This window comes from Acetobacterium wieringae (assembly GCF_023700225.1).
In the GTDB taxonomy this organism is placed as follows: Bacteria; Bacillota; Clostridia; order Eubacteriales; family Eubacteriaceae; genus Acetobacterium; species Acetobacterium wieringae.
The window spans coordinates 2,127,817-2,153,789 of the sequence record NZ_CP097897.1; the positions used below are offsets into that span (position 1 = coordinate 2,127,817).

Consider the following 25,973-nt stretch of genomic DNA (forward strand, 5'->3'; position numbering starts at 1 on the left):
CTCCTTAAAGCAGTTCAATATTTCCTCTATCTTTAATGTTTTTCATGGCATTTTTTGTATCAAAAATAAGTTTTGCATGTCTTTGAATGGTACTGTAATCAATATTCGTGTGAGCAGTTGTGATGATAACCAGGTCGGCTGACTCAATGAGTTCCCTGGTCAGTTCCGCCTCGCCGGTTCGTGTTTTTCCATGTTCCTGAAATTCTGGTACAAACGAATCATAATAAACGACTTCTGCACCTTCTTTCTCAATTTCGTCCATTAATTTTATGGCCGGACTTTCCCGGTAATCGCCAATGTCCTGCTTGTAAGCGACCCCTAGAAAAAGAATTTTTGAATCTTTTAGGGTTTTGTTGTGGTGATTTAAGATTTTACTGGCCCGTTCAGCGCAATACTCAGGCATCCGGTCGTTTACCATCATTGAGGATTCAATCATTGATGTGTGAAACCCATATTCCCGGGCTTTCCAGGACAGATAGTAAGGATCCAGCGGAATACAGTGGCCGCCGACCCCTGGTCCCGGATAAAAAGCCTGAAAGCCATAGGGCTTTGATTTGGCAGCATCAATAACTTCCCAAATGCTGATGCCCATTTTATGGCACAGCATCGCCAGCTCATTCACCAGCCCGATATTAATATTGCGATAGGTATTTTCAAGGATCTTTTCCATTTCGGCTACAGCCGGTGAAGAAACCCGATAAATGGGGGCTTGTAAAATACTCTCATACATTGCCGCTGCCACTTCGGTACACTGCGGAGTGATGCCACCGGTCACCTTTGGGGTGTTTTTCGTTTTGTAAATCAGATTTCCGGGATCTACCCGTTCAGGTGAAAAGGCCAGAAAAAAGTCTTCACCGCATTTTAATCCAGATGACTCAAAAATTGGTTTAAGCAGTTCTTCTGTTGTTCCGGGATAGGTAGTCGATTCAAGGACAATCAACATTTCTTTGTGCATGTATGGAACAATGCTTTCTGCTGAAGACTTGACATAACTGATATCCGGCTGTTGATGCTCATCGAGGGGGGTTGGCACGCAAATACAGACACAATCAGCGGCGGCAACCTTGGAAAAATCCGTCGTCGCCGAAAGCAGACCTGACTTGACAATTGTCTCCAGATCTTCATTGACCACATCCCCAATATAGTTGATGCCAGAATTTACCATGTCGACTTTTTCTTTTTGCACATCAAAGCCAATCGTTTTAAAACCAGCTTTCGCTTTCTCCACTGCCAGAGGAAGCCCTACATAACCAAGACCGACCACACCTAATATCGCTGTTTTAGAAATTAATTTGTCTTTGATCGTCATTTTTATAACTCCCTTTAAATTAATTCAATAAGTTTTTCTGTTAGTCGTTGATAATCATAATCATACGCAGCCGCTAGGGCATTTTTACAGTATTCTTCATATTGCTTTTTTGGCATATTGCTGAACTCGATAATGGCTTGGGCCAATTGTTCTGGGTCAGCCTGATCAACCACCATTCCGCAATTGTATCTTTTTATAAGGTCATAACCAAATTCACAATCAGAAACCGTCGGTTTACCGCTGGCAAAGTACTCAAATAGTTTATTGAGACTGGCCCCGTATTTTTTTATCTGATTGTCCTCAAAGTGAATGATATTGAGATTTGACTTGCTCAGAACATATGGAATCCTATTTTTATTGACATAGCCTTTGAACACCACATTATTAATATTATTCTCTTTACAGAAGTCTTCCAGGTTTTTTCGATCACTGCCATCGCCATAAATAAGGAAAATGATCGCATTGGGCGATTCTTTTTTGACAACTTGGGCTGCTTCAACAATGGATTTAACGTTATTTACAAGTCGAATTGACCCGGTATAAATTACCTTAAAGGTTTTCTCATTGTCTAAATCCAGATCTTCAAATTTATAAACCGTTTGGTTTTCCTTGAAGACATCGAGATCAACACCATTATTTATATGATAAACTTTTTTTAGATCAATCGTACCACCTTGCTCTTTGTTCCAACCGCGTTCAATGATGTAATCGGACCCACCTTCCATGGTAAAGATAAGTTTGTTAGCCCGTTTATAAATCCACTTTTCACCGCGATAAAGAATTTTTGCAACCAAGCTGGTTCGTTTTAAACCACTATAAGCGACAATACTTTCTGGCCAGAGATCCCGGACTTCACAAATACATGAGATCTTAAACTTTTTTGCTATCTGAATACCTGCAATCAGAGTGAGAGGATGTACACTTGATGCCAGAATGAGATCCGGTTTTCCATTTATGCGTGCATATTCTTTAGCAACCGGGAACAGGTTTTTATAAAAGGTCAGCATGTTGACCAGTCTTTTTTTGCATTTCCAGCGTAATCAGGGGTTTTTATAATCACAAAGGTAATTCCATCAATTGTGTCCACTCGATATCTTTTATTCATAACTTCAATGTTTTCATTCGAAAAGTGATCGGTTGAAGCACAGAAAATGATGGGGTTATAACCCTGTTTTAGCAAATAATTAGCAAATGAATAATGTCGACCAGCACGATCCTTATACATATTGGTAGCATAGTGGTTCCAAATCCAGACAGTTTTTTTCATCAACGGATACTCCTTGCCGGAACGCCCACATAGGTTCCCGATTCCGTTATGTCTTTTACGACAACCGCACCGGCACCAATTTTACAGTCACCGGTAATGGTTAGATTATTACTGATGGTACTGCCAATCCCAATCCAGGTTTTTTGACCAATCACCACCATCCCGGCCAGATGCGCCCCGGGCGAAACATGAACAAAATCGGCAATACGATTATCGTGGTCTACGGTTGCTGCCGTATTGATAATACAGCCTTTGCCGATTCGCGTGGCACTGTTGATTACAACCCCAGCCATAATCACTGTTCCGATTCCTACTTCCACCGCTAACCCAACAATCGCTGATGGATGAATTAACAGTGGTGGCTCTATTCCAGCTGACTCGAGCTTGTTTTGAACCGCCTCTCTAATTTTATTATTTCCAACAGCAACAAAAATATCTGCTTCATCTGCAAATTTAAAGGCATCTGCTGTATTTCCGACAACACCGAATCCCATACACTCGGTAATTAATGGATCGTCATCAAGAAAAGCGATATTTTCCCATTTATTCATTTTAATTGCAATGTCAACGACAACTTTTCCGTGCCCACTTGCTCCGATGACCAATAGCTTTTTTTCACAATGCAGCGCCTCCTTCGATTAGTATCGCGAATTTTTTAGCACTATTTATAGACTTTTTTAATCGTCTCCACTTGTTCCCTGAAATAACTCCATTGTTGTCGAATCATTTGCATTGATTCCTTCTCGTTTGAAGACCTTTTTTAACGTTAATAAAATAATCTTCCAATCTTCCACAAAACTGACAGTGTCAACATACTTAACATCGAGATCAAATTTCTCTTCCCAGCTAATAGCATTTCGTCCATTTACCTGAGCCAAGCCAGACAACCCTGGCCTGACCTCGTGTCTTCTTTTTTGTTTTTCATTGTAAAGGGGTAAATATTGTACCAGTAATGGTCTCGGGCCAATAACAGCCATATCACCTTTAACCACATTTACAAGTTCCGGCAATTCATCCAGACTGGTGGATCGTAAAAAATTACCAAATTTGGTCAGTCGCTGATCATCAGGTAACAGTGCGCCTTGTTCATCCCGCTGATCAGTCATGGTTCTAAATTTATAGAGTGTAAACACCTTTTCATTTAAACCCGGCCTTTGTTGTTTGAATAGCACTGGATGGCCCAGTTTTTTTCTGATCAACAAAGCCAAAATAAAAAATACCGGTGAGAGGACAATGATTGCTGCCAAAGATAAACAAAAATCCATTGGTCTTTTTATAAATTTTTTATAGATCATCACAGTCACAACCCTTTAATAATCTGACAAATTCGTTTCTGATCTGAGTCTGTCATTTTTGTATCAGAGGGCAGACAAAGACCTGAATTAAACAGCTTTTCTGAAACGATTCCCCCAATAAAGTCACACCATTCAAAAAAAGGCTGCTGATGCATGGGTTTCCAAAGCGGTCGTGATTCAATATTTTCGCCTTCCAGAGCCTCGATTATTTCCAGTGGTTTTATTGATCCATCTAAGGTTATGCAACTCAACCAATAATTTGGCTCATTCCAATGATTGATCGGCAATAAATTCAATCCCTGGTAATTTTTCCAGCTCTTGCTTGTAAAATTCAAAAGATATATTTTTTTGGCAATCCTTTGATCCAGTACTTTTAATTGACCACGACCGATACCCGCTGATATATTACTCATGCGATAATTAAAACCCAATTCGCTATGCTGATAGTGCCGTGCCGAATCTCTCGATTGAGTCGACCAGAATCGCACTTTTTCAATTCGTTCCTGATTATCAGAAACCAACATTCCACCGCCAGACGTAGTGATAATCTTGTTTCCATTAAAACTAAATACGCCATATTCACCGAAGGTGCCAGTTTGTCTGCCTTTGTACAAAGTACCCAGGGACTCCGCAGCATCTTCGATGACAGTAACGCCATGATGATTACAGATTGCCATGATTTTATCCATATCTGCCGACAAACCGTAAAGATGAACGACAATCACCGCTTTTACCTGAGGATATTTTAAAAAAGCCGCTTCTAATGCAATTGGACACATATTCCAGGTTTCTTCATCACTATCAATAAATACCGGAATTGCCTTTTCATAAATAATCGGGTTAACGGTTGCTGAAAAAGTGAGCGATGGACAAAAGACAATATCTCCTTCGCTAACACCAACTGCCCGTAATGCCAAGTGAATTGCAGCTGTCCCAGTATTGACTGCAGCTGCATATTTAGCGCCAACTTTTACTGCAAATTCTTTTTCAAATTCATTGACGTTTGGACCCAGTGGTGCAATCCAATTGGTGGCAAATGCTTCCTTGATATATTCCATTTCAAATCCTTCATCACTCATATGTGGTGATGACAGATAGATTTTCTCAGCCATTGTTGTCGTCCTCCTAAAAAATCGTTACTTGATGTCACCTTAGCATTATGATTTGATCGTATTTCTAAGATGTGATTATCTAAAAAATTATTCGATTTGTTTTCATTCTTCACAAAAATCATTCAATAATCAAATTCTTTATTATTGCGGTGCTGTTAACACTGTATAAAGGAATATCCTTAACGTTGTTATCTTCAAATGAAGATAACCTCAAATTTTCAATATTTCCAATCAACAAACACAGGGATTCTGTTATTTCGCTGGCATCAATTGAAACATTAGAAATTGTAGCTTGCTCGACATTCTCAATACTAAAGCCGCCATGGTCATTCTCATTCGATTTTGATCCGCTGATACTCACCTTATCAATACTTAAATCGGATGCTTCGTTGATTTTAAAACCCAAACTACACCCTTCAATCACTAAGCCTGATATTGTTATATTTTTGGCACCGCTGTTGATATGAACACCAACAACACTATCCTTGATGCGGCAATCTTTGAAAATCATGTTTTCAGGCGGTTTATTATATTGTGGATTTCCCGCAATTGCTATTCCACCTCCCGATGCATTATTGAATTCAACATTTTCAAAATAAAAATTACTGTTGTCACCTCGCAGATACGCGGAATGCAGCCATTTCGTTCCACCGTCGCTTGAATTTAAGATGCTGTCAACCATGCTAAAACCATTCGTACCAGAAATCTGTATCGGCATCCCCGAATGATCAATTTCTAGTCTACTTATCGTTATATCCTTATTTTTGAACTTCCCTGTTTGGGCTAATTTTAGGCCTACATAGACATTATCCATGAAAACATCATTGATTGTCATTGCTTCAACGCCTTGAAAGTAGATCCCCTGAACATTGCTGACACGACTGTTCTCATAATAATCAACACCCTTAATCGTATTTTCTGACTTTAAAGTTAGTCCTTCGATTGAAATATTCGAAACAGTCTCATCTGGATTAGACCAAAGCATGTTCTTAATTGTATCTTCTTGCGGGGCCATGAATAGTACAGCTCCATAGCCACTAATGTGGGTGTTATCGCTAATGATCAATTGTTTTGTAATTAAATACGGTTTTTCCGACTCTGGTAAGATCAATAGCGCATTTTTATTACTCGCTTCATCAATTGCATTTTGCAGGGCAACTGTATCATCAGTTAAACCATCACCCTTTACTCCGTAATCTTTTGCATTAACTGTTTTGTCTTTCGGTATAATTACTTTTTTTATTTGACTCGGATTTAAAGAAAGTTCTTCTGATGACTCCGATTTTGCGGGACTTATAAAGTTAAGTACAACAACAATTACACCGATCACTGCCAATATGAATACTGAGATTGTTAGCTTCTTCATTACAAAACCTCCTTCCGACGTTTAATCAGAAATTATTGTAACCATACGATCTGCTTGAAATCGTATATATTTTTCGACTTGAACCCTATCTTAAAATAGAATTGTTCTAACTATGATAGTATTACTCCAACCAAAACGCAAGCACAAGTTTAAATTTTATTGCGAATTAGCAAATTTTGATTTTATTTAAGAAGTCTGCACACCATTGTGAAATACATACCCAATATTCCCGTAAAAATTCAGGGTTTAACTGCAATTGGTTCTTGCCCTGAATAATTACGATGTTATTTCTAATTTTTAGTTGTTTTCATTATATCATACAATCAAATCGGAATCAGTCAGGTTTTTTCTAAATAAATATTGTTGCCTCTTGTTTTGAAGCCTAACAATTGGGTATAATAGGCTTGAGGTGATAGATTATGAAAGTTGAGTACAACAAAATTGTTCGGGATAAAATTCCTGAAATCATTCGAGACAGTGGACGTACCTGTGAGTACAAAATCTTAGGTGAATCAGAAGTTAGAGAAGCACTGCAAGAGAAGCTTCTTGAAAAAGCTCAGATTTTTTTGAAAAGACCCTCTGAAGATGAACTTTCGGATATCTACGAATTGCTGGATGCAATTGTGGAAAGCTTTGATTTTGAGCCGCTTCATATTGACTATTTAAAAATTCAGAATAAAGAAAACAAAGGTACCTATTCTGAAAAAGTCTTTCTGATTTCGGTAGATGACGGTCAATAGTATTTCAAAAAAGCAACAGGACTGGTGATCAATTTTCTGTCACCAGTCCTGTTTATTCTTTAAAACGAAAAAGCACTTTCAAAATGATTAATCACCTGCTCCCCGTTTGATTCGTAATAGATTTCGATAACGTCAAAGCGGATATTGACATCATCAAGCTGCATTTCTTTGAGGTACCAAAGCGCTGTTTTACCAATCCGTTTTTGTTTTGACCGGTTCACCGCTTCCCGGGGATATCCAAAATCCAAATTTTTTCGATATTTTACTTCAATAAATACCCATGCGTCACGATCTTTTGCAATGAGATCGATTTCGCCAGATGGCTTTTTATAATTTATTTCATAAATCTGAAAACCGTTATTTTTTAAATAGTTTAATGCTAACGCTTCTCCGGCATTACCTTTTTTTACATTATGTGTTTTCATTTTAAGCCAAGATTCTGAATAAAACTTTTACGGTGGATCGGCGTCGGACCATATTTTTTTAAGGCTTTTATATGTTCAGCCGTTCCGTAACCCATATTGTGATCGAAACCATACTCCGGGTACTCTTCGTGATAAATCTGCATCAGATTGTCCCGGTAAACCTTGGCAACAATGCTTGCCGCAGCAATGGCATAGCTGGTGGCATCACCATGGACAATCGCTTTCTGAGGGATATCTGTATCGATATGAAGAGCATCAATCAGTAGCAAATCCGGTTTAACAGACAACTTCGCCAGCGAATCAGTCATGGCCTTTTTGGTCGCATTAAGAATATTCAGATTATCAATCACATCACAATCAACCTGTCCAATGGCATAGTCCACAGCATCTTCAAGGAGTTGTTCACATAAGATTTCACGACTTTTTTTTGCGACTTTCTTCGAGTCATTAACATATAAGCGGCTGGAATCTGGTTTCAGAATAATGACACAGGTCACCACCGGTCCGGCTAATGGGCCCCGACCAACCTCATCAATGCCACCGATATTCAAGATACCCTGATCATAGTAACCGGATTCAATTGATTTCATTTTTTTAATTCGTTGAACTTCAAGATCTCTGGCTGCAATTTTATTCTCTAAATTTTGTCCAATTTTTTTCACAGCTACTCGATGATCTTCTTTCAACATCGGTATCAGATCGGGATATTCTTCCATCTGCCTGGTCACGATGTACTCTTTTATCTGTGTAACGGTCATATTATCAAATAGATTCATGTTTACCTCTTTTTCCTACAATACTATCGCCATTATACTACAAGTCAGCGAACAAATATAGACGACACCACCCAATAATCCATTTTAAACCGAATAAACCGCACTTCCATCAATGGATAGTTTCTTTGCTCAAATAAAAAAACAACCAACTTTATATAAGATAATTGGTTGTTTTGTCATCATCATAACACATTGCCACAAATACGTCGCTATTCCGGTCGCTCCAAGGTAATGCGGCCAATTCGGCCATTCTTGAAATCGTTGAGAATCAGCACACTGGTGCGGGCATAATCATATTCGCCACCTTTAATCAGCAATCCCCGACTTTTAGCAATGGCATCGAATACCTCGGGGATATTTTTGCCTTCTACTTCAATTTTGTATAGGGTTTCCAAATCTCCCGGATAATAGATTAGTAGATATTTTAACAGATCTGCAGCGATGTTCTCTTTTTCATAAATGGTATCCTTAATGGAACCCAACCAGGCTAAGTGGAGACCGACCAGGGGATCTTCAAATTTTGGCCATAAGATTCCCGGGGTGTCCAAAAGCATCAGGTGATCCGGGGTACTCAGCCATTGCTGCCCCTTGGTGACTCCTGGCTTATTGCCAATCTGAGTTTTTTTCTTACCGATCAGACTGTTGATTACTGTGGATTTACCAACGTTGGGGATTCCACAAACCAGACATTTTACCTGAGCTTTTTCTTTTACATTCAAATCCTGAATGGTTCTGACCAACTCAGTCTTCATCCGACGGTCAAAGGCATCAAACAGCACCACTTTTTGAATATCGGTATTTTTTTTAAACCACTCAATCCATTCCAGACTGACTTCCGGATCGGCTAAATCTGACTTGTTCAATAGCAGGATATGCTGCTTATTCCAGGTATACTGATTAATTTCGGGATTTTTGCTGGAAAGCGGTAATCTGGCATCAACTACTTCGATTACCACATTGATCAGTTTGAGTTTTTCTTTAATTTCCCGATTGGCTTTGGCCATGTGCCCGGGATACCATTGTATATATTCTATTTTTTCTTCAGACATCCTTATACCGTACCAATTTCTGAAAGCGACCAGATTCTAAAGATAACTTTCCCATCAATGGCATCCCTTTCGACAAAACCCAGGCTGGGATAACGGCTATCTGAGCTATTGGCCCGATTATCACCCATGACAAAATAGGTTCCCATTGGGACGGTAACCTCAGCAAAGTCTTCATAAGGATCAGGGTTAATATAATCCTCCTCTAGCGGTTCGCCGTTACGATAAACTACCATATCCTTGATTGCAATGGTATCGCCGCCCTTGCCAATGACCCGCTTGACATACTCAATGCTATCACTATAACTGAGGATCACAATATCGCCATAATCCGGTTCACCGATGGTATAGCCTATTTTATTGACAATCAGACGATCTCCCTCCACCAGCGTGGGAAACATCGAACTGCCCTGAACCATGACAAAGTCGAACAAAAACATCTTTATGATAAAAGCAAGCACAATGGCAATCACAGCGGATTGAATCCATTCTTTAAGTTCCAAATTACCTTTAGATTCCTGATCTTCTTTCATTTTTTCACTTCCTTGCTAAATTTCTAGTTATTAAAACGCTTGAATTAACCAAAAAAGAGGCTTGATAGCCTCTGAATTACGCTCTTTTTTCTTTGACTTTTGCTGCTTTACCAACACGGTCACGAAGATAGTTAAGCTTAGCTCGACGCACCTTACCACGACGAACCACATCAACCTTTTCGATTTTTGGCGAATGCACCAGGAAGGTTCTTTCTACCCCAAAGCCAGACGAGATTTTTCGTACCGTAAACGTTTCGCCAACACCGCCGTTTTGCTTTTTAAGGACGATGCCTTCAAAAATCTGAATACGTTCTTTTTTACCTTCGATTACTTTAACATGAACTTTAACGGTGTCACCAACACTAAATTTTGGTGGCTCAGCCTTCATGTTTTCTAATTGAATCTTTTTGATAATGTCCATTATTTTCTCCTTAATATTCGATTTGCGACGTTCATGCATCGGGTACAGAGGACCGTCTCACTTAATAACATACTGATATATTATACACTTTGTCTATTCATTATGCAAGCTTTTTTGATATTTTTCAAATAAGTCAGGCCGCTTCAACCGGGTCCGTGTTTCTGCCTGTAATAAGCGCCATTTGTTGATTGCGGCATGGTTGCCGGAGAGCAATACTTCAGGCACTTCCTGGCCCTCAAATTCCCGGGGTTTGGTATACTGGGGATATTCCAGCAGATGGCTTTCAAAGGATTCTTCTGCCAAACTGTCGCTATTTCCCAGAAAGCCGGGAATATGTCGAGCAATGGCATCAGCCAGAGTTAAGGCCGGTAATTCACCACCAGTCAAGACATAATCCCCCACTGAAAATTCCAGATCCACATAAGCATCTATCACCCGCTGGTCAATTCCTTCGTAATGACCACAGATAAAAATGATGCCCGGATACTCCGATAGCTTTATCCCATCTTTTTGTTCAAATGGTTTGCCGCCAGGGGTCAAGTAAATAACTGGATATGTGCCTAAATCAGCAATGCTTTTCAGGGCGGCGACAATCGGAGGTGCCGCCATCACCATCCCGGCACCGCCACCGTAAGGGGTATCATCAACCTTATGATGTTTATTTCCGGAAAAATCCCGAATATTAATCACCGTATAGTCAATCAGACCCGCTTTGACACCTCGGCCAATCATCCCGGTTTGAAAATATATTTCAAAGATTTCCGGAAATAAAGTTAAGAAATAAAATCTCATAGCTCTAATATTTCCTGAGGGATACTGGCATCGATCCGGCCTTCAGTAACATTGATTTTTGTAAAATAAAGCTTGCGGGCCGGAACGCAATAGACCTTCTTGTCGGCAGTGATGGTATAAACATCCACCCCGCCTGCTTGCATCACATCGGTTATTTTTCCAAGCAACACTCCGTCATTGTAAACTGGCAATCCCAACAAGTCTTCAATAAAAAATTCATCTTCAGACAATGCCACTGCCAGTTCCCGGGGAATCCCGACTTCCCGGCCAATTAATGCTTCAGCCTCGTTACGGTTTTTTACATTTTCCAGAAACAGCAATACATTGTTTTTATGAAGACGGCAATTCGTAATCTTATAATCTGTTGCAGCTTTATCATGGATTAAAATGACCTCATCCAGATCATAAAAACGACCCGGATCATCAGTCAGCGGTTGAACTTTTAATTCACCCTTAATTCCATGTACGCCAAGAATCCGGCCAATGATGATTAAACGATTATTATTTTCCATTATTTTCTCCTGTTTAAACCCTAAAAACACCCGAAAAAAAAGAGCTGTATACACAGCCCAATGCCTTTATTGGATGATCTCCAACATGACACGTTTATCTTCTTTCGTGGCAGCGGCTTTTATGACGGTACGAATTGCTTTTGCGATACGCCCCTGTTTTCCAATGACCTTGCCCATATCGTCGTCTGCGACCTTGAGTTCCAAAATAATGGACTGTTCGCCTTCAACTTCCTGGACAGATACCGCATCGGGGTGTTCAACAAGAGCCTTTGCAATAATTTCCACAAGTTCTTTCATCATTTACCTCCTGGTACTACTCGATTACGTTTTCTCTTTTTAACAAATACTTGACGGTATCTGTTGGTTTTGCGCCATTGGCCAACCATGTTTTGGCTTTATCTGCATCGACTTTTACGAGTGCAGGGTCAACACAAGGGTTGTAGTATCCAATTTCTTCGATGAACTTACCATCACGTGGTGCTCGTGCATCGGCAACAACGATTCTATAAAAAGGTTTTTTCTTTTTACCCATTCTTTTTAATCTGATTTTAACTGCCATGTTCGTTCCCCCTTTCTTAACTTCTTTATCTAATGACATAAAGTCCTTGATAACACTAATCATATTTCAGTCTACATGAACGGTAGCTTCATCCGTGCCTTTTTTGCAATGTTTGGGTTTGACATTTGTTTCATCATCTTTTTGGATTGTTCAAATCCCTTTAACAACCGGTTGACGTCCGCAACCATGGTACCGCTCCCCAACGCAATTCGTCTTCGTCGGCTGGCATTGATAATCCCTGGTTTATGACGTTCTTCCTTAGTCATCGACAAGATGATAGCCTCGGTTTTCTTGGTATCAGCACCAGATAAATCCACATTCTTCAATGCTTTTTTATTGGCCCCCGGCATCATTTCCAGCAAGCTACTGATCGAGCCCATGCTTTCAATCTGCTTGATCTGATCGAGAAAGTCATTAAGATCAAAATCCTGGTTTCTGAACTTTTCTTCAAGTTCTTTGGCCTTTTCCTCATCCATCATACTCTGGGCCTTATCAATAAAGGATAATACATCCCCCATTCCCAAAATTCGTGATGCCATCCGATCTGGATAAAAGAGTTCAATATCGGTCAATTTTTCACCGGTTCCGATATATTTGATGGCTTTACCAATTGTATAAGTAATCGATAAGGCGGCACCACCCCGGGTATCGCCGTCGAGTTTGGTTAAGATTACTCCTGAAATATCCAGTAGACGATTAAATTCATTGGCAACATTGACCGACTCCTGACCAGTCATCCCATCGACCGTTAATAAAATCTCGGTAGGATTAATCGCTTCTTTGATGTTGACCAATTCAGCCATCAAGGCTTCATCAATTTGCAAGCGACCGGCGGTATCCATGATCACCAGATCATAATGACCTTCAATTGATTTTTGCAGTCCCCGTTTGGCTATCCCCACCGGATCTTTTACATCATGTTCGGAATAGACGTCAATCTTTAATTCATCCCCGAGGATTTCCAACTGTTTAATTGCTGCCGGACGATAGACGTCACAGGCGACCAGTAGTGGCTTGAATTTTTTTTCTTTGCGCAACAAGTTGGCCAGCTTGGCTGCGGTCGTTGTTTTACCAGCCCCCTGAAGACCGACCATCATATACACGTTCTGGCGGCCCTGAACAAAGTCCATCCGCTCAATTTCGCCACCTAAAAGGGCTGTCATTTCGTCTTTGACAATTTTAATAAACTGTTGCCCGGGCGTCAGGCTACTTAGTACCTCTTGGCCGATTGCCCGTTCACCGATATTTTTGGTAAATTGTTTAACGACTTTGAAATTGACATCAGCTTCTAATAGGGCCATTTTAATTTCCCGATTAACTTCCTGGATGTCTTTTTCGTTGAGTTTTCCTTTGCGCTTTAGTTGGGAAAATATATTTTGAAATTTTTCATTTAATCCTTCAAAGATCATCTGTCACCTCTAGTTTTCTTCACTGACATTTTTCAGTTTTTCAACCACCAGCATCAATTCGGATTTAAGCTGTTCGTCTTTTTCCCGATCAACACAATCCAATAGTTCTTTCTCAATTTCTTCCAAAAGAACTTGAGATTTTAAAAACTTGGCGATGAGTCCCAGTTTTTCTTCATAGGCTTCCATCATGGCTTTCGAGCGTTTAATCACATCAAAAATACCCTGTCGGGTAACTGCCATTACCTCGGCAATTTCCGCCAGGCTATAGTCGTCATCGTAGTAATACTCTAAAATCTGCTTCTGCTTAGCAGTCAGCAGCTCACCATAAAAATCAAATAAATACTGTTCCCCTACTTTTTTTCCATAAGCACCTTCAGCATCGTCGTAAAGGATATTTACTTGACGACTTACCTATTGTAAGTCCTGGCAGAGAAAAAGTCAAGCTTTTATTCCCGATTTTCAGGACATTTCTTCAATAATTTCAAGATTTTTTCTCTTAAAAGTTTAAGCTTGTTACAACCTGTGGTGTCCGATTTCACAATCACACAAAGCCTTATTCAAACAACAGATCAACAAATTTCTTTGGATCAAAATCTATAAGGTCCTCCGATTTTTCACCGATGCCAACATATTCGATAGGGATCTGCATTTCATCAATAATCGAAATGGCAATACCACCTTTAGCCGTACCATCCAGCTTGGTCAAAACGATACCCTTGATTTCCACACATTCATGAAAGACCTGGGCTTGATTAATGGCATTTTGACCGGTTGTGGCGTCCAGCACCATTAAATTGTGGATCGAAAAGCCTTCACCTTCCCGGTTAATCACCCGGCTGATCTTTTCAAGTTCTTTCATCAGGTTGACCTTGTTATGGAGTCGTCCGGCGGTGTCGCAAATCAGAATATCGGCCTTCCGGGCCTTAGCTGCCCCAATGGCATCAAAAATTACCGAGCTGGGATCAGCGCCGATTGTACTTTTGATAATATCAACACCAACCCGTTTAGCCCATTCGTCGAGTTGTTCCACCTGCCGCAGCTCGAAAGGTATCAGCAGCCGCAATAACAACTTTTTTCCTTCTTTTTTATAACGCTCGGAAAGCTTGGCAATAGTGGTGGTTTTACCAACCCCATTGACCCCGACAATCAGCATAATAGTAGGAAGTTGGGGTTTTTCGGTTTCTACCTGAACCATCTCCACCAGGATTTCTTTTAGAAAACCCACGACTTCTTCCTTGCTTTTGGATCGGGTTTCTTTAATCTTTGCTCGGAGCGCTTCAGTGATTTTCACCGAAGTTTGCGCCCCTAAATCCGAAAGAATCAGCGTTTCCTCCAGTTCGTCGAAGAAATCATCGTCAAAACTGCCCATATACATGACATTTTCAATTTTCTCCTTAAAATTGTCAGCTGTTTTGATCAGTTTATTGCGCATCCGTTCATATAAACTTAATTCCATAATTGCCTCCTTAGTTTTACTTCATCAATTGGAGCTAAAATGAGTGTACTACCCAATCACTTTAACATTATCCATGATATTATTTTATGCATAATCCGTCAGTCGGACTGACACCAATTGCGAAACCCCATCCTTGGACATCGATACCCCATAGAGATTATCACAGACTTCCAGGGTGGTGCGGCGATGGGTAATCGTGATGAATTGATTATGTTCCGCCACTTTTTTCAGATACGAAATGTACCGGTAAATATTGTGATCATCCAGGGCGGCGTCCACTTCATCAATTACACAAAATGGCGAAGGGTTTATTTCCAGAAAGGAAAATAGCAGAGCAATGGCAACCATCGATTTTTCACCACCAGAAAGCAACGAAATATGGCGCAGCCGTTTCCCCGGGGGCTGAGCCACCAGCTCAATTCCCCCTTCCAGTACCCCGGTGGGATCGGTAAACTCCAGATAAGCCCGACCGCCTTCAAATAGAATACTGAAGATCCGGGTGAAGTTTTCCTGAAGCTTGATAAAGTTAGCCTTAAACTGCTCAGTCATGGCGTCATAAAGGGTATTGATAATATCCAACAGTTCGCTTTTTCCGGCTTTAAGATCATCCATCTGTGCTTTCATAAAATCATGCCTGATGAGAATTTCTTGATATTCTTCAATGGCATTAAGATTGACATTACCGAGAGCATTAATTTTTTCTCGTAAATCACGCTGACGTTCTTCAGATAAATCCAGCACATCCAGTTTGTTGTCTTGTTCCAGCTGCCGGTAGGCATCTTCGGCCATCAAATAATTGATTTCATAACTCTTATAGATAGTATCTTCCCAATGGTTCATCTGTAGTTGCAGACTGTTTACCTGGCTGGAAACAGTGTTCTTTCTGTCATTCTCCACAATCAACTGGTGATTGTCGTTTTTTATTTCTTCCTGCAGTGTTTCCAGGCGCTGGGCGTTTGCTTTTTGCAGTTCCGTCGCTTGTTTATTTTTGTTGCGATGGGCTTCAATCAGCTTCGACAATCGTTGATAATCCGCCTCCAGATTCTGCTGAAGTTGAATCAAGTCGTTCGAATCGCTGTGGTAGCATCCAATTTCTTTTTCTAACGCCGTTTTTTTGGTTGTTTGGTGAGTCAATTGTTCCTGCATCAAGATAATTTGTTGATCAAGCCCGGCAATTTCACCTTTAATCTGAGTGATGATCATTTGCCTGTCAGAAATTTTTAACCGAAAATCATCCAACCGCTCCCGAATCTCCTGAGTGCGATCATCGGAATCCTGCTCTTTAGTCGCTTCTTTCGCCTGATTGTAGGCCGTTTCTATCTTTGTCAGTTCCTGACTGGATTGTTCGAGTGTCTGACTTAGCTCCTGAAGCTTTTTCTTGTGAACTGCGATTGAACGGGTGTTTACATGTTGTTTTTCAGTTAAATCTTCAATCCGTTTATTTTTTTCCCACAAACCCTGTTTGCAACGATTGTGTTCATATTCCAATTCTTTTAATTGTTTACTCAGCTGAGATATTGATGCGTGCGACTGTAACTCCTGGTCTTTTGCAAGAACGAGGGCTTTTTTATAAGCTTCCATTTCCTTTTCCAGATTCTGGATTTCAATTTTTTTAGACAGCGGGGACTGCCGGTTATCTTTGCTTTGACCGCCGACAATAGCACCGCCGGGATAGAAGATTTCACCTTCCAGCGTCACCACCGTAAAACGCGATGCCAATTTATTCTGGATAGCTCGTCCCGAAGCAAAATCACTGGCAACGATGATCCGTCCTAAAAGACTTTCGATTGCCGCCGCATAAGCAGCTTCAGTTTTAACCAACTCACTGGCAATTCCTTCCACCCCGGACATATTCTTAAGCGCCGCCCGGGTTCGGTCATCAATTGAATTGTATTTTAAATTATCCAGTGGTAAAAAGGTTGCCCGTCCTAAACGTTCTTTTTTCAGGAGATTTATGCAATCACTGGCAACCTTAACTGTGGCTACCACAATGTTCTGGCTTTTTGCCCCCAACGCAATATCAATGGCCTGGAGATACCTGGGTTTTGTGGTGATCAGTTCGCCAACCGGCCCATACACCTCATGGATCACCGGGCCCAGCAGTTTTTCAGATGTCATCAGTTTTCGAATGGTCGGAAAATAATCCTGATAATTTTTTTGAATATTCTTTAAATACTCTGCTTTAGAGGCATTAACTTTTAAATTATTGGAAATGTGATGGACCTGATGCTGAATTTTTTGCTGTTCTTCCAAAACTTGACTATACTGAGACTGCAACTGGCTATAGAGCTCGTTCTGTTGCTGCTTTTTTTCTCGTAGTTTGTCCAGTTCTATTTTATGTTGTTCCAAATCTGAAGTGATTTGATTTTGGTTGACCAAGGCTTCATCCAAGTGCTTTTTTATAAAAGAAGACTCTGTTGTTGCCTCCTGAATCGCCGTTTTTATTTCAAAACGCTTTATCTCCAAACTTTCACAACAGGATTGATGATTTTGAATTGCATCTTGAGTCGCTTTGATTCGCTCTTTTTCCTGCTGTTCTTCAATCAGCAGACTGTGAAGCGTGTTATCCATTTCACGCCAGGCCGTTTCATGGTTTTTAAGATTTTCGAGCAATACTTTTTTTTCATCTTCAAGACCATTGATTCTGGCTCGGGCTTCATCAATCTGAAAAGACAAATTTTCCTGCTCTTTGGCAAGCCGTTGCTGGCTTATTTCATTGGCCTCCAACTGGCTTTTACAGCGGATCGCTTCCCGCTGTACCTGATCAAAATCCGTGCTGAGAACACTAAGATTCTTCTTTTCAGCATCAGTTAAAAGATCCAATTCGCGGTTTTCGATGGTCAATTTTTGATAGAGCTCATCCTTTTTTTGAATGGCCGCTTCAATTTGATTGCAGCTTTTTATTTGATTTTTAAGGTTTATTTTTAGTTCTTCAAGTTCCGTGACGGCACTGCTCATTTTCCGATAAAAGATGACCAGATCAACAGTCTTTAATTCCTCATGCAAAACTAACCAGTTTTGAGCCTTCCGGGACTGGTTTTTTATTGGTCCTAGTTGTTTTTCGATTTCGGTCATAATATCCCGAAGCCGATCCAAATGGCCCTGGGTTTGTTCCAGTTTTTTTTCGGCCTCGTTTTTTTTTGTTTTATACGATACAATGCCCACCGCTTCTTCAAAAATATTCCGAAGTTCCGTGGGGCTACTGGCTAATATATTTTCGATACTGCCCTGGCTGATTAACGAATAACCATTTTTTCCTAAGCCTGTATCCATAAAGAGGCTGTGAATTTCTTTAAGTTTACAGCTCTTTTTATTGATGGCATAATCACTTTCACCTGATCTGAATAGTTTTCTGGATATCGCTATTTCCTGAGGATAGTTTTCCAGTGTACCATCTTTATTGTCTAAAATCAAAACAACCTCGGCATAACCTGAGGCTGGTTTTTTTCTGTTCCTGAGAAGATTACATCTTCCATTTTCTTTCCCCGCAGGGATTTTATGCTTTGTTCACCCAAAACCCATTTGATGGCGTCGGTGATATTACTTTTTCCGCTGCCGTTAGGACCAACAATTGCAGAAATACCTTCTGAAAACTCAAGGCTTACAGGGTCTGCAAATGATTTAAACCCCGACAATCGCAATTTTTTTAAATACAAGCCTTCACCTCAATTTACAATTTCCTGGTCTTATGCAAATAATTCTTTGCAGCGTCCTGTTCCCCTTCTTTTTTACTTTTTCCGATCCCATGACTCACACAATCGCCATTAAAAATCAAATTGATATAAAAGGTCTTGTTGTGTTCTGGTCCTTCAGACCGCTCCAGAATATACTCAATCACATTGTCATTATTCTTTTGAATATACTCCTGAAGTTCAGTTTTATAGTCTTTAACCAAGGCACCTGATAACGCCAGTTGAATATTGTTTTCCAGTACTTTGAGGACAACTTTTCGTGTCGTTTCGAAATTACTGTCTAAAAAAACAGCCCCAATCAGGGCCTCAAATGCATTCGCAAGATTCGATTTTCGCTGTCGGCCACCGGTTACAATTTCTCCCTTACCCAAAAAGATATGATCTCCCAAATGAAGCTCATAAGCCGCCTTGGAAAGAGACTCGGCACATACAATATTGGAACGGATTTTCGTCATTTTACCCTCAGATAACTTGTGAGCTAAAAATAAATACTCACTGATAATCAGTTCCAATACTGCATCCCCCAAGAATTCAAGTCGTTCATTATTGGTTGAATTTCCTGAATGTGAACTATGTGTTAATGCTACTTTTAATAAATCTTTCTTTTTGAAACGGTAATCGATTTTTTCTTCGATTGTCACGTAATATCCCCCCTTATCGATTACGAGATCCCGCCTGGGCGTTTCTCGCTATTCCCAATCAAAAGACCAAACATGCAAACGCCTGGTGTAAACTTCGTAATTGTTTGAAAATGAGTGCCAATTTTTGTTTCGGCACTCATTTTGTTTACTCAGGAAATTGCGTTGATAATATCTTCCACTGTTTGGATATTCTCTAATGCACCTTCGTCAATTTTTGTACCAAACTCATCTTCGAATGCCATAATCAGTTCAACCACATCCAGTGAATCTGCCTCCAGATCATCAATGAGTGAGGTCTCAAGGGTAATTTTATCAATATCAACATCAAGTTGTTCTGAAATAATCGCCGTGACTTTTAAGAATCGTTCATCCATGATTTAAGCCTCCATATTTTTTACATTATCAGTTATTTTTTGCAACACATCATTTTCAATAAACTTCATGCTCTGCCTTATTGCATTTTTGATGGCAAAGGCATCGCTGCTGCCATGGGCTTTAATGATTCCGCCCTTGACTCCCAGAAAAGGTGCCCCACCATATTCAGCATAGTCAAATTGCTTCTTAAAACTTCGTAAATTGTCTTTAATCAGCATTCCTCCAATTTTTCCTTTGGTGTTGCTCATGATTGATGTCTTCATTCCCTTGAGCAAATACGCCGCTATGCCTTCAGTTAATTTCAAAACGATATTCCCGGTGAATCCGTCACAGACTAACACATCAGCCTTGGTTTCGGGTAGATCCCGTGCTTCCACATTGCCCAAAAAATTAAAATCACCAGTTTCCAAAAGCTCGTAAGCAGCTTTTACCAGACTGTTGCCTTTTTTTGCTTCAGCACCGATATTGATCAAACCGATCCCCGGATTATTTTTACCTAAAACATTTTCTGAATAAATTTTTCCCAATTGAGCAAACTGTTCCAGATACTCTGGTTTGCAATCGGCATTGGCACCCGTGTCAATGAGCACAAACACGCCATCGCTTTTGGGTAAAGTCGCCGCTAAAGCAGGCCGCTTTATCCCCTTGATCCGACCAAGCTTTAATAAACCACCAGATAAAAGTGCACCAGTGCTACCGGCCGAAATCAGCACCGCATTTTCTCTTTTTTTCATTTCATCCAAGGCCACCACCAGCGAGGAATCCGGTTTTCGCCGAATCGCCATGGCCGGTTCTTCCGTGTTCTCAATGACCGTTTCGGCGTGCAGAATTTCTATCTTGTCTTTAGGGTAATCGTATTTTGAAAGTTCTTCTAGAACGGCCTGCCTGTGACCCACCAGGGTCAGCTTGACATCATATTCTTTTACAGCATCAATGGCACCCTTGACGATTTCATAGGGTGCATGATCACCACCCATGGCATCTAAAAATATATTCATAAATTATACCCTCCCATATATCTGTCTATTATCCCAGAAAAAAGCTATTCAGTAAACACTATCGCTAAAAATTATCCGGGTCTGAAATAATCCCAGATAGAGAAAAAACAGAGTCTAGACTCTGTTTATTCGTTGAAGCTGATAACGCTAACGTCTTTGTATGTGCCACAAGACTTGCAAACTCGATGAGGCAATTTAATTTCACCACATTTTGGACAAGTACTCATTCCTGGAATATTTAATTTGTAATGTGTTCTTCTTTTGTCTCTTCTTGATTTTGAAGTTTTTCTCTTTGGTACAGCCATCACTCACACCTCCTAATAGTAAAGTCATTTCACTTACAATAAATTTTTCAACGCTTCAAATCGAGGATCATAATCACCAAATTTGTCACATTCACATTGCTCGTGATTTAAATTATTGCCGCATTTTGGACACAAACCCGCACAATCTTCACTGCACAGTACACGGAAAGGTTCATTAATATAAATGCATTCTTCAACGACGGGCAATAAATCAAGTATTGCTTCGTCATCTTCAACCGTTACCGTATCCGTATAGTCATAAAGACAATCGATTGGGGTTGGTTCTAGGCAACGCGCACAGGGAAAGATCATAGTCATCTCGATGGTGAAAGTTACTAAAAAATTACCTTTCGATAACTTCTCAATGGTTCCACACACTAAGGCTCCATGTTCATCCAGTTCTCCCTCTATATCATTTAAATCGGTATTTTTAACAACAAATTCAAAAGGGATTATTTTTTCCTGCAATAGCTTATTGATTTCAAAATTCATTTTATCACTCCAAACGGGCAATCATCATTATATAGACGATTGCCCGTTTTGTCAAGTGAAATACTTTACATTATTTAGCTAATGCCAGTGTGTCTCTCGCTATCATTAATTCTTCATTGGTTGGAATAACCATTACCGTTGTTTTAGAATCCTTATCAGAGATAATCGTTGCTTCGCCGCGTTTGCTGTTGGCAACTGGATCGATAGTAATTCCCAAGTATTTCAAACCACCGCAAATGGCCGCCCGGGAGGTTGTCGAGTTTTCGCCTAAACCAGCTGTAAAAATAATACCATCAACGCCGTCCATTGCAGCTACATAAGCACCGATTGTTGTTCGAACCCGATAATGGAAAATATCCAGTGCTAATTGCGCTCGTTTATCACCGTTATTAGCAGCGCCTTCAACATCACGGAAATCGGAGCTGATTCCAGATACACCAAGTACACCTGATTTTTTATTCATCAGTACATCAACTTCTTCAACAGTGTAGCCTTTGTTGACCAGGAAAGGAATAATAGCCGTGTCAATATCGCCACACCGGGTTCCCATTTCCAGTCCTGCCAGCGGTGTTAATCCCATTGACGTATCAACCGATTTACCGTTTTTAATGGCGCAGAGACTGGCACCATTGCCTAAATGACAGGAAATCAGTTTTAAGTCTTCCAGTTTTTTACCCATTAATTCGGCAGCAGCCTGACTTACAAATTTGTGAGAAGTTCCGTGGAAACCATACTTTCTAATTTTGAATTTTTCATATAATTCATAAGGGAGTGGATACATGAAAGCTTCACCAGGCAAGGTCTGATGGAAAGCGGTATCAAATACTGCTACCATTGGTACGTTTGGCAGTAATTCCCGACACGCATTAATCCCAATCAGGTTGGCTGGATTATGAAGAGGTGCCAGTTCTGAACACTCTTCCAGGCTCTTAATAACCGCATCATCAATAACGACTGAATCAGAAAATGTTTCAGCACCGTGAACAGCCCGATGGCCAACAGCAGAGATTTCTTCTAAAGACTTCACGACCCCGTGTGCAGGATCGACTAAAGCAGCCATGACAAGATTCAACGCTTCTTTATGTGTCTTCATCGGTTGTTCTAATTTAACCTTGTCTTGACCTGGCGCTTCGTGAACCAAAACAGATCCTTCGATACCAATTCTTTCAACTAAACCCTTTGCCAAAACTTCTTCAGTAGTCATATCAAGCAATTGATATTTAAGTGAAGAACTGCCGCAGTTAATAACAAGTACATTCATTAATAATTACTCTCCTTTAGTTTTTTATTGATTACGTTTCATACGTTCTATATAATAACAGTAATAAGCAAATAATACCATTATTTTTTTGTCATATTTCGATAATAAATTTAAAAATTGCTATTTTTTTAACAAAAGAGAGGCCAATATGAAAATTCTTGGTATCATTGCCGAATATAATCCGTTTCACCTGGGTCACGCCTGGCAAATCCAAACTTCAAAAAAAGAAAGCCAGTGCGATGCCGTGATGGTTCTTATGAGTGGCAGTCTGACTCAGCGAGGCGAATTTGCTATTTTAAATAAGTGGGAACGTGCCCGCCTAGCGCTGACCGCTGGCGTAGATTTGGTCTGCGAACTGCCTTTTGGTTACGCCTGCCAAAGTGCCGAAACCTTTGCACATGGCGGAATAAAAATTTTTAATGCCACCGGCGTGATCGATGTCCTCTCTTTTGGTTCCGAATTCGGACATATCCGTCCTTTAAATAATCTGGCTGAGATACTGGTTCAAGAACCAGCTGAATTTAAAAATTTCCTTAAACTGGAGTTGGCGACCGGGGTTTCTTTTCCCCGTGCCCGAGAGCTGGCGATTCGTTCCTACCTGGGCCATGAGGCTAGTAATCTTTTAAAAACCCCGAACAACATCCTGGCTCTTGAATATCTTAAAGCCCTTCACAAAACCCAAAGTACCATCGATTCAATGACTGTTAAGCGGCAAGGAGCCGACTATCACAGCGTATTGCCCTCTAAGTATCTCAGTGCCAGTGGTATCCGTTCGATTTTAAAGGATGCCCTTGTCCACCCGGAATCAGCAACAGCAATTTTAAGAAGCTTGGATAACAGGCTTCCTTATTTGCCTGAACTTCTGATTAACTCATTTAATAAAAACTACAATCTCCAGGGCGATGATTATTTTCTCAACGCCCTGAGACTGCAGATTCTTTCCCATGATGTTCATCACCTAAGAAATACCCCCTATGTAAATGAAGGACTCGAGCATAAAATCAGAGATGCTTTAAAAATTGCCACAAGCCTGGATGAGTGCGTCAATAAAATCATCTCAAAACGCATTCCTCAAACCCGGGTTCGTCGAATTTTGTGCAATCGGCTGCTGGAACTGGATAAAGAAAGCTTAAACCTCTTTCAGGCCGACTCGTTTGTCCCCTACCTCCGGGTACTGGGTTTTAATCAAACTGGCGCCGCTATCCTGAAAGCAATAAAAAATCAGGGACGGTTACTAATTCTTTCCAGCTTGAAAAAAAGCCGTTTTAACTTGACTCCCCTCCAAAAAAAATGCTCAATTACGATTGCCGGGCCACTGACCTTCATAATCAATTTTACGAAACCGTGTATCGCTATCATCAGGATTACACACAGAGTCCGGTTCAAGGATCACCCAAAACTTGGCCTGCCAATCAATAATACGCTGCTGGCCATCGTTAATAAAGTCCCTTATTCTGGGCTACTTTCACAATTCAAAGGAGAATGCTATGCTTTTTTTTAATAAAGAAAAAAACGATTTGTCTAAAAGACCCATCCTTTATCCCCCAGCCGGTCCAGTTCAAGGGCAATTTCGACGGGGCGTGTCCAGTTATAAAGGGATTCCCTATGCTATCCCTCCGATTGGCAGTCGTCGCTTTAAAGCCCCTGAACCGATGCCAACCTGGGAGGATGTTCGTGATTGCTCAAAACATGGCAACGCCTCGCTTCAAATGGGTGGTATTACCGTTGATTCTCCAAGTACTTACCATATGGACGGAAAAAGCGAAGATTGTCTGTTTTTAAATATTTGGACTCCGGCAGTTCAGGCAGATGAACGCCTGCCAGTGTATGTCTTCATACATGGTGGTGCTTTCTCTTCAGGCTCCGGCTCCGAAATGATTTATGATGGTGGTCGGATGGCTCAGGAAGGCGTCGTGGTTGTCACAATTAATTACCGGTTGGGCGCCCTGGGATTTCTGGCAACCCGGGGGTTGCTTGAAGAAGCTGGCACTACCGGTAATTATGGTTTACTCGATCAGATCCAGGCCCTTCGTTGGCTTCAAGCCAACATCGAGACCTTTGGCGGAGATCCTGCTCGAATCACAATCGGCGGTCAGTCTGCCGGCGCCTACAGTGTCACAGCACTGATGCTGTCGCCGCTGGCAAAAGGGCTTTTTCATCAGGCCGTGGTTGAAAGTGGATCTATTTTTTCAATTTCAGCCTTTTCAGTGCTCAATCGCGGTCATTTTGAAAAAACCATGGCTAATGGAAAACTGCTATGCGACTTGTATGGTATTGAAGATTCAGTAGCTGGTCTTGAAAAACTGCGAGCTCTTCCTGGCGATGTTTTCGCAGCACTTTCCATGGTTAAGTCAAACCAAGCCACGGTTCCAAACGCTTTTGGTTTCTGGCCAGTATACGATGGCGTTGTGTTGCCAAAAGACCCTATTCAGGCACTCAAAAATGGCGAGCTCAATCCAGTAAAAATTCTGGCAGGCTATAATACCGATGAGTCGTCCCTATTTATTAAAAGTCACACGAATCTGGGTATTTATCAGATGCTCTGCTATCATATTTTTGGTCCAGAAAATGCTCAAAAAGCTATGGATCACTTTTTTGTTGATTCCGGCCACTCGCCTTTGGTGCGAGCGCAGGAAATATATACCTATACCGCTTTTTTGATCGGGATGGTCATGATGTCCAAACGATATGCCCAGTTAGGCGAAGATGTTTATTTTTACAATTTTGATTTTGATCCCACAATCCTGAAAATTGTCGGACTGAATACTGCCCATGGAATGGAACTGCCCTTTGTTTTTGGCAACGGCATCGGGCAACGCCGTGCTACCAAGATCAGTAATTTATCCTGGATTATGCAGCAATCCTGGGTCAATTTTATTAAATATGGTAATCCTAATTTCAGAGTTGAGTATAAGGGGCAGATCGTCTGGCCAAAATTTGATCCCAAAAATCAGTACATCATGGTTTTTGACACGCAGCTTTCCAGCAAAATTTTACCGAATCGGGAGGATCTGGAATTTCTGGAGACGCTGATGTTTGGATGAATCGTTAATTATTTCTTTGTTTTGATCGGTAACATTGCGATCCCAGCACTCCCTTCAATTTGTTAATCTTTCCATATTATCTTGCAAAATCCATAAAAAAATGCTACATTTAGCTGAGGCTATAATTATAATGAAGATGCTTAACTT

Annotated in this window: 30 protein-coding genes; 3 read left to right on the forward strand and 27 right to left on the reverse strand. The window is 40.6% G+C overall.

The window, feature by feature from the left end; translation table 11 throughout:
* Positions 1-4: 4 nt before the first annotated feature.
* The 7 genes from CHL1_RS10325 to CHL1_RS10355 all read right to left on the reverse strand — a co-directional run bounded on the left by CHL1_RS10325 (position 5) and on the right by CHL1_RS10355 (position 6,349).
* Entirely contained in the window at positions 5-1,309 is a 1,305-nt protein-coding gene (locus tag CHL1_RS10325; protein ID WP_250932751.1) for a nucleotide sugar dehydrogenase, read from the reverse strand.
* Positions 1,310-1,323: 14 nt separating this feature from the next.
* Positions 1,324-2,316 (reverse strand): glycosyltransferase family 4 protein, encoded by a 993-nt coding sequence (locus tag CHL1_RS10330; protein ID WP_250932752.1) that lies wholly within the window; start codon positions 2,314-2,316, stop codon positions 1,324-1,326.
* Entirely contained in the window at positions 2,310-2,576 is a 267-nt protein-coding gene (locus CHL1_RS10335) for a hypothetical protein (protein WP_250932754.1), read from the reverse strand. The genes CHL1_RS10330 and CHL1_RS10335 overlap by 7 nt, the downstream gene beginning before the upstream one ends.
* On the reverse strand, positions 2,576-3,181 hold the full coding sequence (locus CHL1_RS10340; RefSeq protein WP_276520378.1) for an acetyltransferase: 606 nt from the start codon (positions 3,179-3,181) through the stop codon (positions 2,576-2,578). The genes CHL1_RS10335 and CHL1_RS10340 overlap by 1 nt, the downstream gene beginning before the upstream one ends.
* 72 nt (positions 3,182-3,253) lie before the next feature.
* The gene (locus tag CHL1_RS10345; protein ID WP_250936271.1) at positions 3,254-3,868 is read right to left on the reverse strand and encodes a sugar transferase; all 615 of its coding nucleotides are present in this window, start codon (positions 3,866-3,868) and stop codon (positions 3,254-3,256) included.
* Between the two features lie 8 nt (positions 3,869-3,876).
* Positions 3,877-4,983 (reverse strand): DegT/DnrJ/EryC1/StrS family aminotransferase, encoded by a 1,107-nt coding sequence (locus CHL1_RS10350; protein ID WP_250932758.1) that lies wholly within the window; start codon positions 4,981-4,983, stop codon positions 3,877-3,879.
* A gap of 118 nt (positions 4,984-5,101) precedes the next feature.
* A complete protein-coding gene (locus CHL1_RS10355; protein ID WP_250932760.1) occupies positions 5,102-6,349 on the reverse strand; it encodes a glycoside hydrolase family 55 protein in 1,248 nt (415 codons plus the stop codon).
* A gap of 419 nt (positions 6,350-6,768) precedes the next feature.
* Here CHL1_RS10355 and CHL1_RS10360 point away from each other — a divergent pair, with 419 nt between their 5' ends.
* On the forward strand, positions 6,769-7,089 hold the full coding sequence (locus CHL1_RS10360; protein ID WP_148636469.1) for a nucleoside triphosphate pyrophosphohydrolase: 321 nt from the start codon (positions 6,769-6,771) through the stop codon (positions 7,087-7,089).
* A gap of 59 nt (positions 7,090-7,148) precedes the next feature.
* Here the strand turns inward: CHL1_RS10360 and CHL1_RS10365 are convergent, their stop codons facing one another.
* From CHL1_RS10365 to CHL1_RS10460, 20 genes are all read right to left on the reverse strand, one after another.
* A complete protein-coding gene (locus CHL1_RS10365; RefSeq protein WP_250932762.1) occupies positions 7,149-7,514 on the reverse strand; it encodes a YraN family protein in 366 nt (121 codons plus the stop codon).
* Positions 7,511-8,290, reverse strand: a complete 780-nt coding sequence (locus CHL1_RS10370) for a ribonuclease HII (protein ID WP_250932764.1) — start codon at positions 8,288-8,290, stop codon at positions 7,511-7,513. Before CHL1_RS10370 ends, CHL1_RS10365 begins: the two co-directional genes overlap by 4 nt.
* Before the next feature lie 209 nt (positions 8,291-8,499).
* Entirely contained in the window at positions 8,500-9,339 is an 840-nt protein-coding gene (gene ylqF, locus CHL1_RS10375) for a ribosome biogenesis GTPase YlqF (protein ID WP_070369433.1), read from the reverse strand.
* 2 nt (positions 9,340-9,341) lie between these two features.
* On the reverse strand, positions 9,342-9,869 hold the full coding sequence (gene lepB, locus CHL1_RS10380) for a signal peptidase I (protein ID WP_250932765.1): 528 nt from the start codon (positions 9,867-9,869) through the stop codon (positions 9,342-9,344).
* Between the two features lie 76 nt (positions 9,870-9,945).
* Positions 9,946-10,293, reverse strand: a complete 348-nt coding sequence (rplS, locus tag CHL1_RS10385; RefSeq protein WP_070369476.1) for a 50S ribosomal protein L19 — start codon at positions 10,291-10,293, stop codon at positions 9,946-9,948.
* Between the two features lie 90 nt (positions 10,294-10,383).
* Positions 10,384-11,082: a tRNA (guanosine(37)-N1)-methyltransferase TrmD gene (trmD, locus tag CHL1_RS10390; RefSeq protein WP_070369431.1), complete on the reverse strand. Its 699-nt coding sequence runs from the start codon at positions 11,080-11,082 to the stop codon at positions 10,384-10,386.
* The gene (rimM, locus tag CHL1_RS10395) at positions 11,079-11,594 is read right to left on the reverse strand and encodes a ribosome maturation factor RimM (RefSeq protein WP_070369430.1); all 516 of its coding nucleotides are present in this window, start codon (positions 11,592-11,594) and stop codon (positions 11,079-11,081) included. The genes trmD and rimM overlap by 4 nt, the downstream gene beginning before the upstream one ends.
* Positions 11,595-11,660: 66 nt before the next feature.
* Positions 11,661-11,891, reverse strand: a complete 231-nt coding sequence (locus CHL1_RS10400) for a KH domain-containing protein (protein ID WP_026394773.1) — start codon at positions 11,889-11,891, stop codon at positions 11,661-11,663.
* Positions 11,892-11,907: 16 nt separating this feature from the next.
* Positions 11,908-12,153, reverse strand: coding sequence for a 30S ribosomal protein S16 (gene rpsP / locus CHL1_RS10405; RefSeq protein WP_026394772.1), 246 nt, complete (start codon positions 12,151-12,153; stop codon positions 11,908-11,910).
* A 71-nt stretch (positions 12,154-12,224) separates the two neighbouring features.
* Positions 12,225-13,562: a signal recognition particle protein gene (ffh, locus tag CHL1_RS10410; protein ID WP_250932766.1), complete on the reverse strand. Its 1,338-nt coding sequence runs from the start codon at positions 13,560-13,562 to the stop codon at positions 12,225-12,227.
* 9 nt (positions 13,563-13,571) lie between these two features.
* Complete coding sequence (gene ylxM, locus CHL1_RS10415) at positions 13,572-13,955, reverse strand: YlxM family DNA-binding protein (protein WP_338078315.1); 384 nt, start codon at positions 13,953-13,955, stop codon at positions 13,572-13,574.
* Positions 13,956-14,115: 160 nt separating this feature from the next.
* Positions 14,116-15,018 carry a signal recognition particle-docking protein FtsY gene (gene ftsY / locus CHL1_RS10420; RefSeq protein ID WP_250932768.1) on the reverse strand — a complete coding sequence of 301 codons (903 nt, stop codon included), beginning with the start codon at positions 15,016-15,018 and terminating at the stop codon, positions 14,116-14,118.
* A gap of 84 nt (positions 15,019-15,102) precedes the next feature.
* Positions 15,103-18,432 (reverse strand): chromosome segregation protein SMC, encoded by a 3,330-nt coding sequence (smc, locus tag CHL1_RS10425; RefSeq protein ID WP_250932770.1) that lies wholly within the window; start codon positions 18,430-18,432, stop codon positions 15,103-15,105.
* Positions 18,429-18,674, reverse strand: a complete 246-nt coding sequence (locus tag CHL1_RS10430; protein ID WP_250932772.1) for an AAA family ATPase — start codon at positions 18,672-18,674, stop codon at positions 18,429-18,431. Before CHL1_RS10430 ends, smc begins: the two co-directional genes overlap by 4 nt.
* 14 nt (positions 18,675-18,688) lie before the next feature.
* Entirely contained in the window at positions 18,689-19,351 is a 663-nt protein-coding gene (rnc, locus tag CHL1_RS10435; protein WP_070369425.1) for a ribonuclease III, read from the reverse strand.
* A gap of 149 nt (positions 19,352-19,500) precedes the next feature.
* The gene (acpP, locus tag CHL1_RS10440; protein WP_070369424.1) at positions 19,501-19,725 is read right to left on the reverse strand and encodes an acyl carrier protein; all 225 of its coding nucleotides are present in this window, start codon (positions 19,723-19,725) and stop codon (positions 19,501-19,503) included.
* A gap of 3 nt (positions 19,726-19,728) precedes the next feature.
* Positions 19,729-20,724 carry a phosphate acyltransferase PlsX gene (gene plsX / locus CHL1_RS10445; protein WP_070369423.1) on the reverse strand — a complete coding sequence of 332 codons (996 nt, stop codon included), beginning with the start codon at positions 20,722-20,724 and terminating at the stop codon, positions 19,729-19,731.
* Positions 20,725-20,849: 125 nt separating this feature from the next.
* A complete protein-coding gene (rpmF, locus tag CHL1_RS10450) occupies positions 20,850-21,029 on the reverse strand; it encodes a 50S ribosomal protein L32 (RefSeq protein WP_084504954.1) in 180 nt (59 codons plus the stop codon).
* A 33-nt stretch (positions 21,030-21,062) separates the two neighbouring features.
* Positions 21,063-21,521: a YceD family protein gene (locus CHL1_RS10455; protein WP_070369422.1), complete on the reverse strand. Its 459-nt coding sequence runs from the start codon at positions 21,519-21,521 to the stop codon at positions 21,063-21,065.
* 70 nt (positions 21,522-21,591) lie between these two features.
* Complete coding sequence (locus tag CHL1_RS10460; protein WP_250932774.1) at positions 21,592-22,782, reverse strand: acetate/propionate family kinase; 1,191 nt, start codon at positions 22,780-22,782, stop codon at positions 21,592-21,594.
* A gap of 148 nt (positions 22,783-22,930) precedes the next feature.
* Between CHL1_RS10460 and CHL1_RS10465 the strand changes: the two genes are divergently transcribed.
* Entirely contained in the window at positions 22,931-24,283 is a 1,353-nt protein-coding gene (locus tag CHL1_RS10465) for a tRNA(Met) cytidine acetate ligase (protein WP_250932776.1), read from the forward strand.
* Positions 24,270-25,826 carry a carboxylesterase/lipase family protein gene (locus CHL1_RS10470; protein WP_250932778.1) on the forward strand — a complete coding sequence of 519 codons (1,557 nt, stop codon included), beginning with the start codon at positions 24,270-24,272 and terminating at the stop codon, positions 25,824-25,826. Before CHL1_RS10465 ends, CHL1_RS10470 begins: the two co-directional genes overlap by 14 nt.
* Positions 25,827-25,973: the final 147 nt, after the last annotated feature.

Excerpts from the sequence above, each read along its gene's own strand:
- CHL1_RS10325 (WP_250932751.1), bottom strand. The coding sequence starts at position 1,309 with ATGACGATCAAAGACAAATTAATTTCTAAAACAGCGATATTAGGTGTG.
- CHL1_RS10330 (WP_250932752.1), bottom strand. The coding sequence starts at position 2,316 with ATGCTGACCTTTTATAAAAACCTGTTCCCGGTTGCTAAAGAATATGCA.
- CHL1_RS10335 (WP_250932754.1), bottom strand. The coding sequence starts at position 2,576 with ATGAAAAAAACTGTCTGGATTTGGAACCACTATGCTACCAATATGTAT.
- CHL1_RS10350 (WP_250932758.1), bottom strand. The coding sequence starts at position 4,983 with ATGGCTGAGAAAATCTATCTGTCATCACCACATATGAGTGATGAAGGA.
- CHL1_RS10355 (WP_250932760.1), bottom strand. The coding sequence starts at position 6,349 with ATGAAGAAGCTAACAATCTCAGTATTCATATTGGCAGTGATCGGTGTA.
- CHL1_RS10360 (WP_148636469.1), top strand. The coding sequence starts at position 6,769 with ATGAAAGTTGAGTACAACAAAATTGTTCGGGATAAAATTCCTGAAATC.
- CHL1_RS10365 (WP_250932762.1), bottom strand. The coding sequence starts at position 7,514 with ATGAAAACACATAATGTAAAAAAAGGTAATGCCGGAGAAGCGTTAGCA.
- CHL1_RS10370 (WP_250932764.1), bottom strand. The coding sequence starts at position 8,290 with ATGAATCTATTTGATAATATGACCGTTACACAGATAAAAGAGTACATC.
- ylqF (WP_070369433.1), bottom strand. The coding sequence starts at position 9,339 with ATGTCTGAAGAAAAAATAGAATATATACAATGGTATCCCGGGCACATG.
- lepB (WP_250932765.1), bottom strand. The coding sequence starts at position 9,869 with ATGAAAGAAGATCAGGAATCTAAAGGTAATTTGGAACTTAAAGAATGG.
- trmD (WP_070369431.1), bottom strand. The coding sequence starts at position 11,082 with ATGAGATTTTATTTCTTAACTTTATTTCCGGAAATCTTTGAAATATAT.
- rimM (WP_070369430.1), bottom strand. The coding sequence starts at position 11,594 with ATGGAAAATAATAATCGTTTAATCATCATTGGCCGGATTCTTGGCGTA.
- CHL1_RS10400 (WP_026394773.1), bottom strand. The coding sequence starts at position 11,891 with ATGAAAGAACTTGTGGAAATTATTGCAAAGGCTCTTGTTGAACACCCC.
- rpsP (WP_026394772.1), bottom strand. The coding sequence starts at position 12,153 with ATGGCAGTTAAAATCAGATTAAAAAGAATGGGTAAAAAGAAAAAACCT.
- ffh (WP_250932766.1), bottom strand. The coding sequence starts at position 13,562 with ATGATCTTTGAAGGATTAAATGAAAAATTTCAAAATATATTTTCCCAA.
- ftsY (WP_250932768.1), bottom strand. The coding sequence starts at position 15,018 with ATGGAATTAAGTTTATATGAACGGATGCGCAATAAACTGATCAAAACA.
- acpP (WP_070369424.1), bottom strand. The coding sequence starts at position 19,725 with ATGGATGAACGATTCTTAAAAGTCACGGCGATTATTTCAGAACAACTT.
- plsX (WP_070369423.1), bottom strand. The coding sequence starts at position 20,724 with ATGAATATATTTTTAGATGCCATGGGTGGTGATCATGCACCCTATGAA.
- rpmF (WP_084504954.1), bottom strand. The coding sequence starts at position 21,029 with ATGGCTGTACCAAAGAGAAAAACTTCAAAATCAAGAAGAGACAAAAGA.
- CHL1_RS10455 (WP_070369422.1), bottom strand. The coding sequence starts at position 21,521 with ATGAATTTTGAAATCAATAAGCTATTGCAGGAAAAAATAATCCCTTTT.
- CHL1_RS10460 (WP_250932774.1), bottom strand. The coding sequence starts at position 22,782 with ATGAATGTACTTGTTATTAACTGCGGCAGTTCTTCACTTAAATATCAA.
- CHL1_RS10465 (WP_250932776.1), top strand. The coding sequence starts at position 22,931 with ATGAAAATTCTTGGTATCATTGCCGAATATAATCCGTTTCACCTGGGT.
- CHL1_RS10470 (WP_250932778.1), top strand. The coding sequence starts at position 24,270 with ATGCTTTTTTTTAATAAAGAAAAAAACGATTTGTCTAAAAGACCCATC.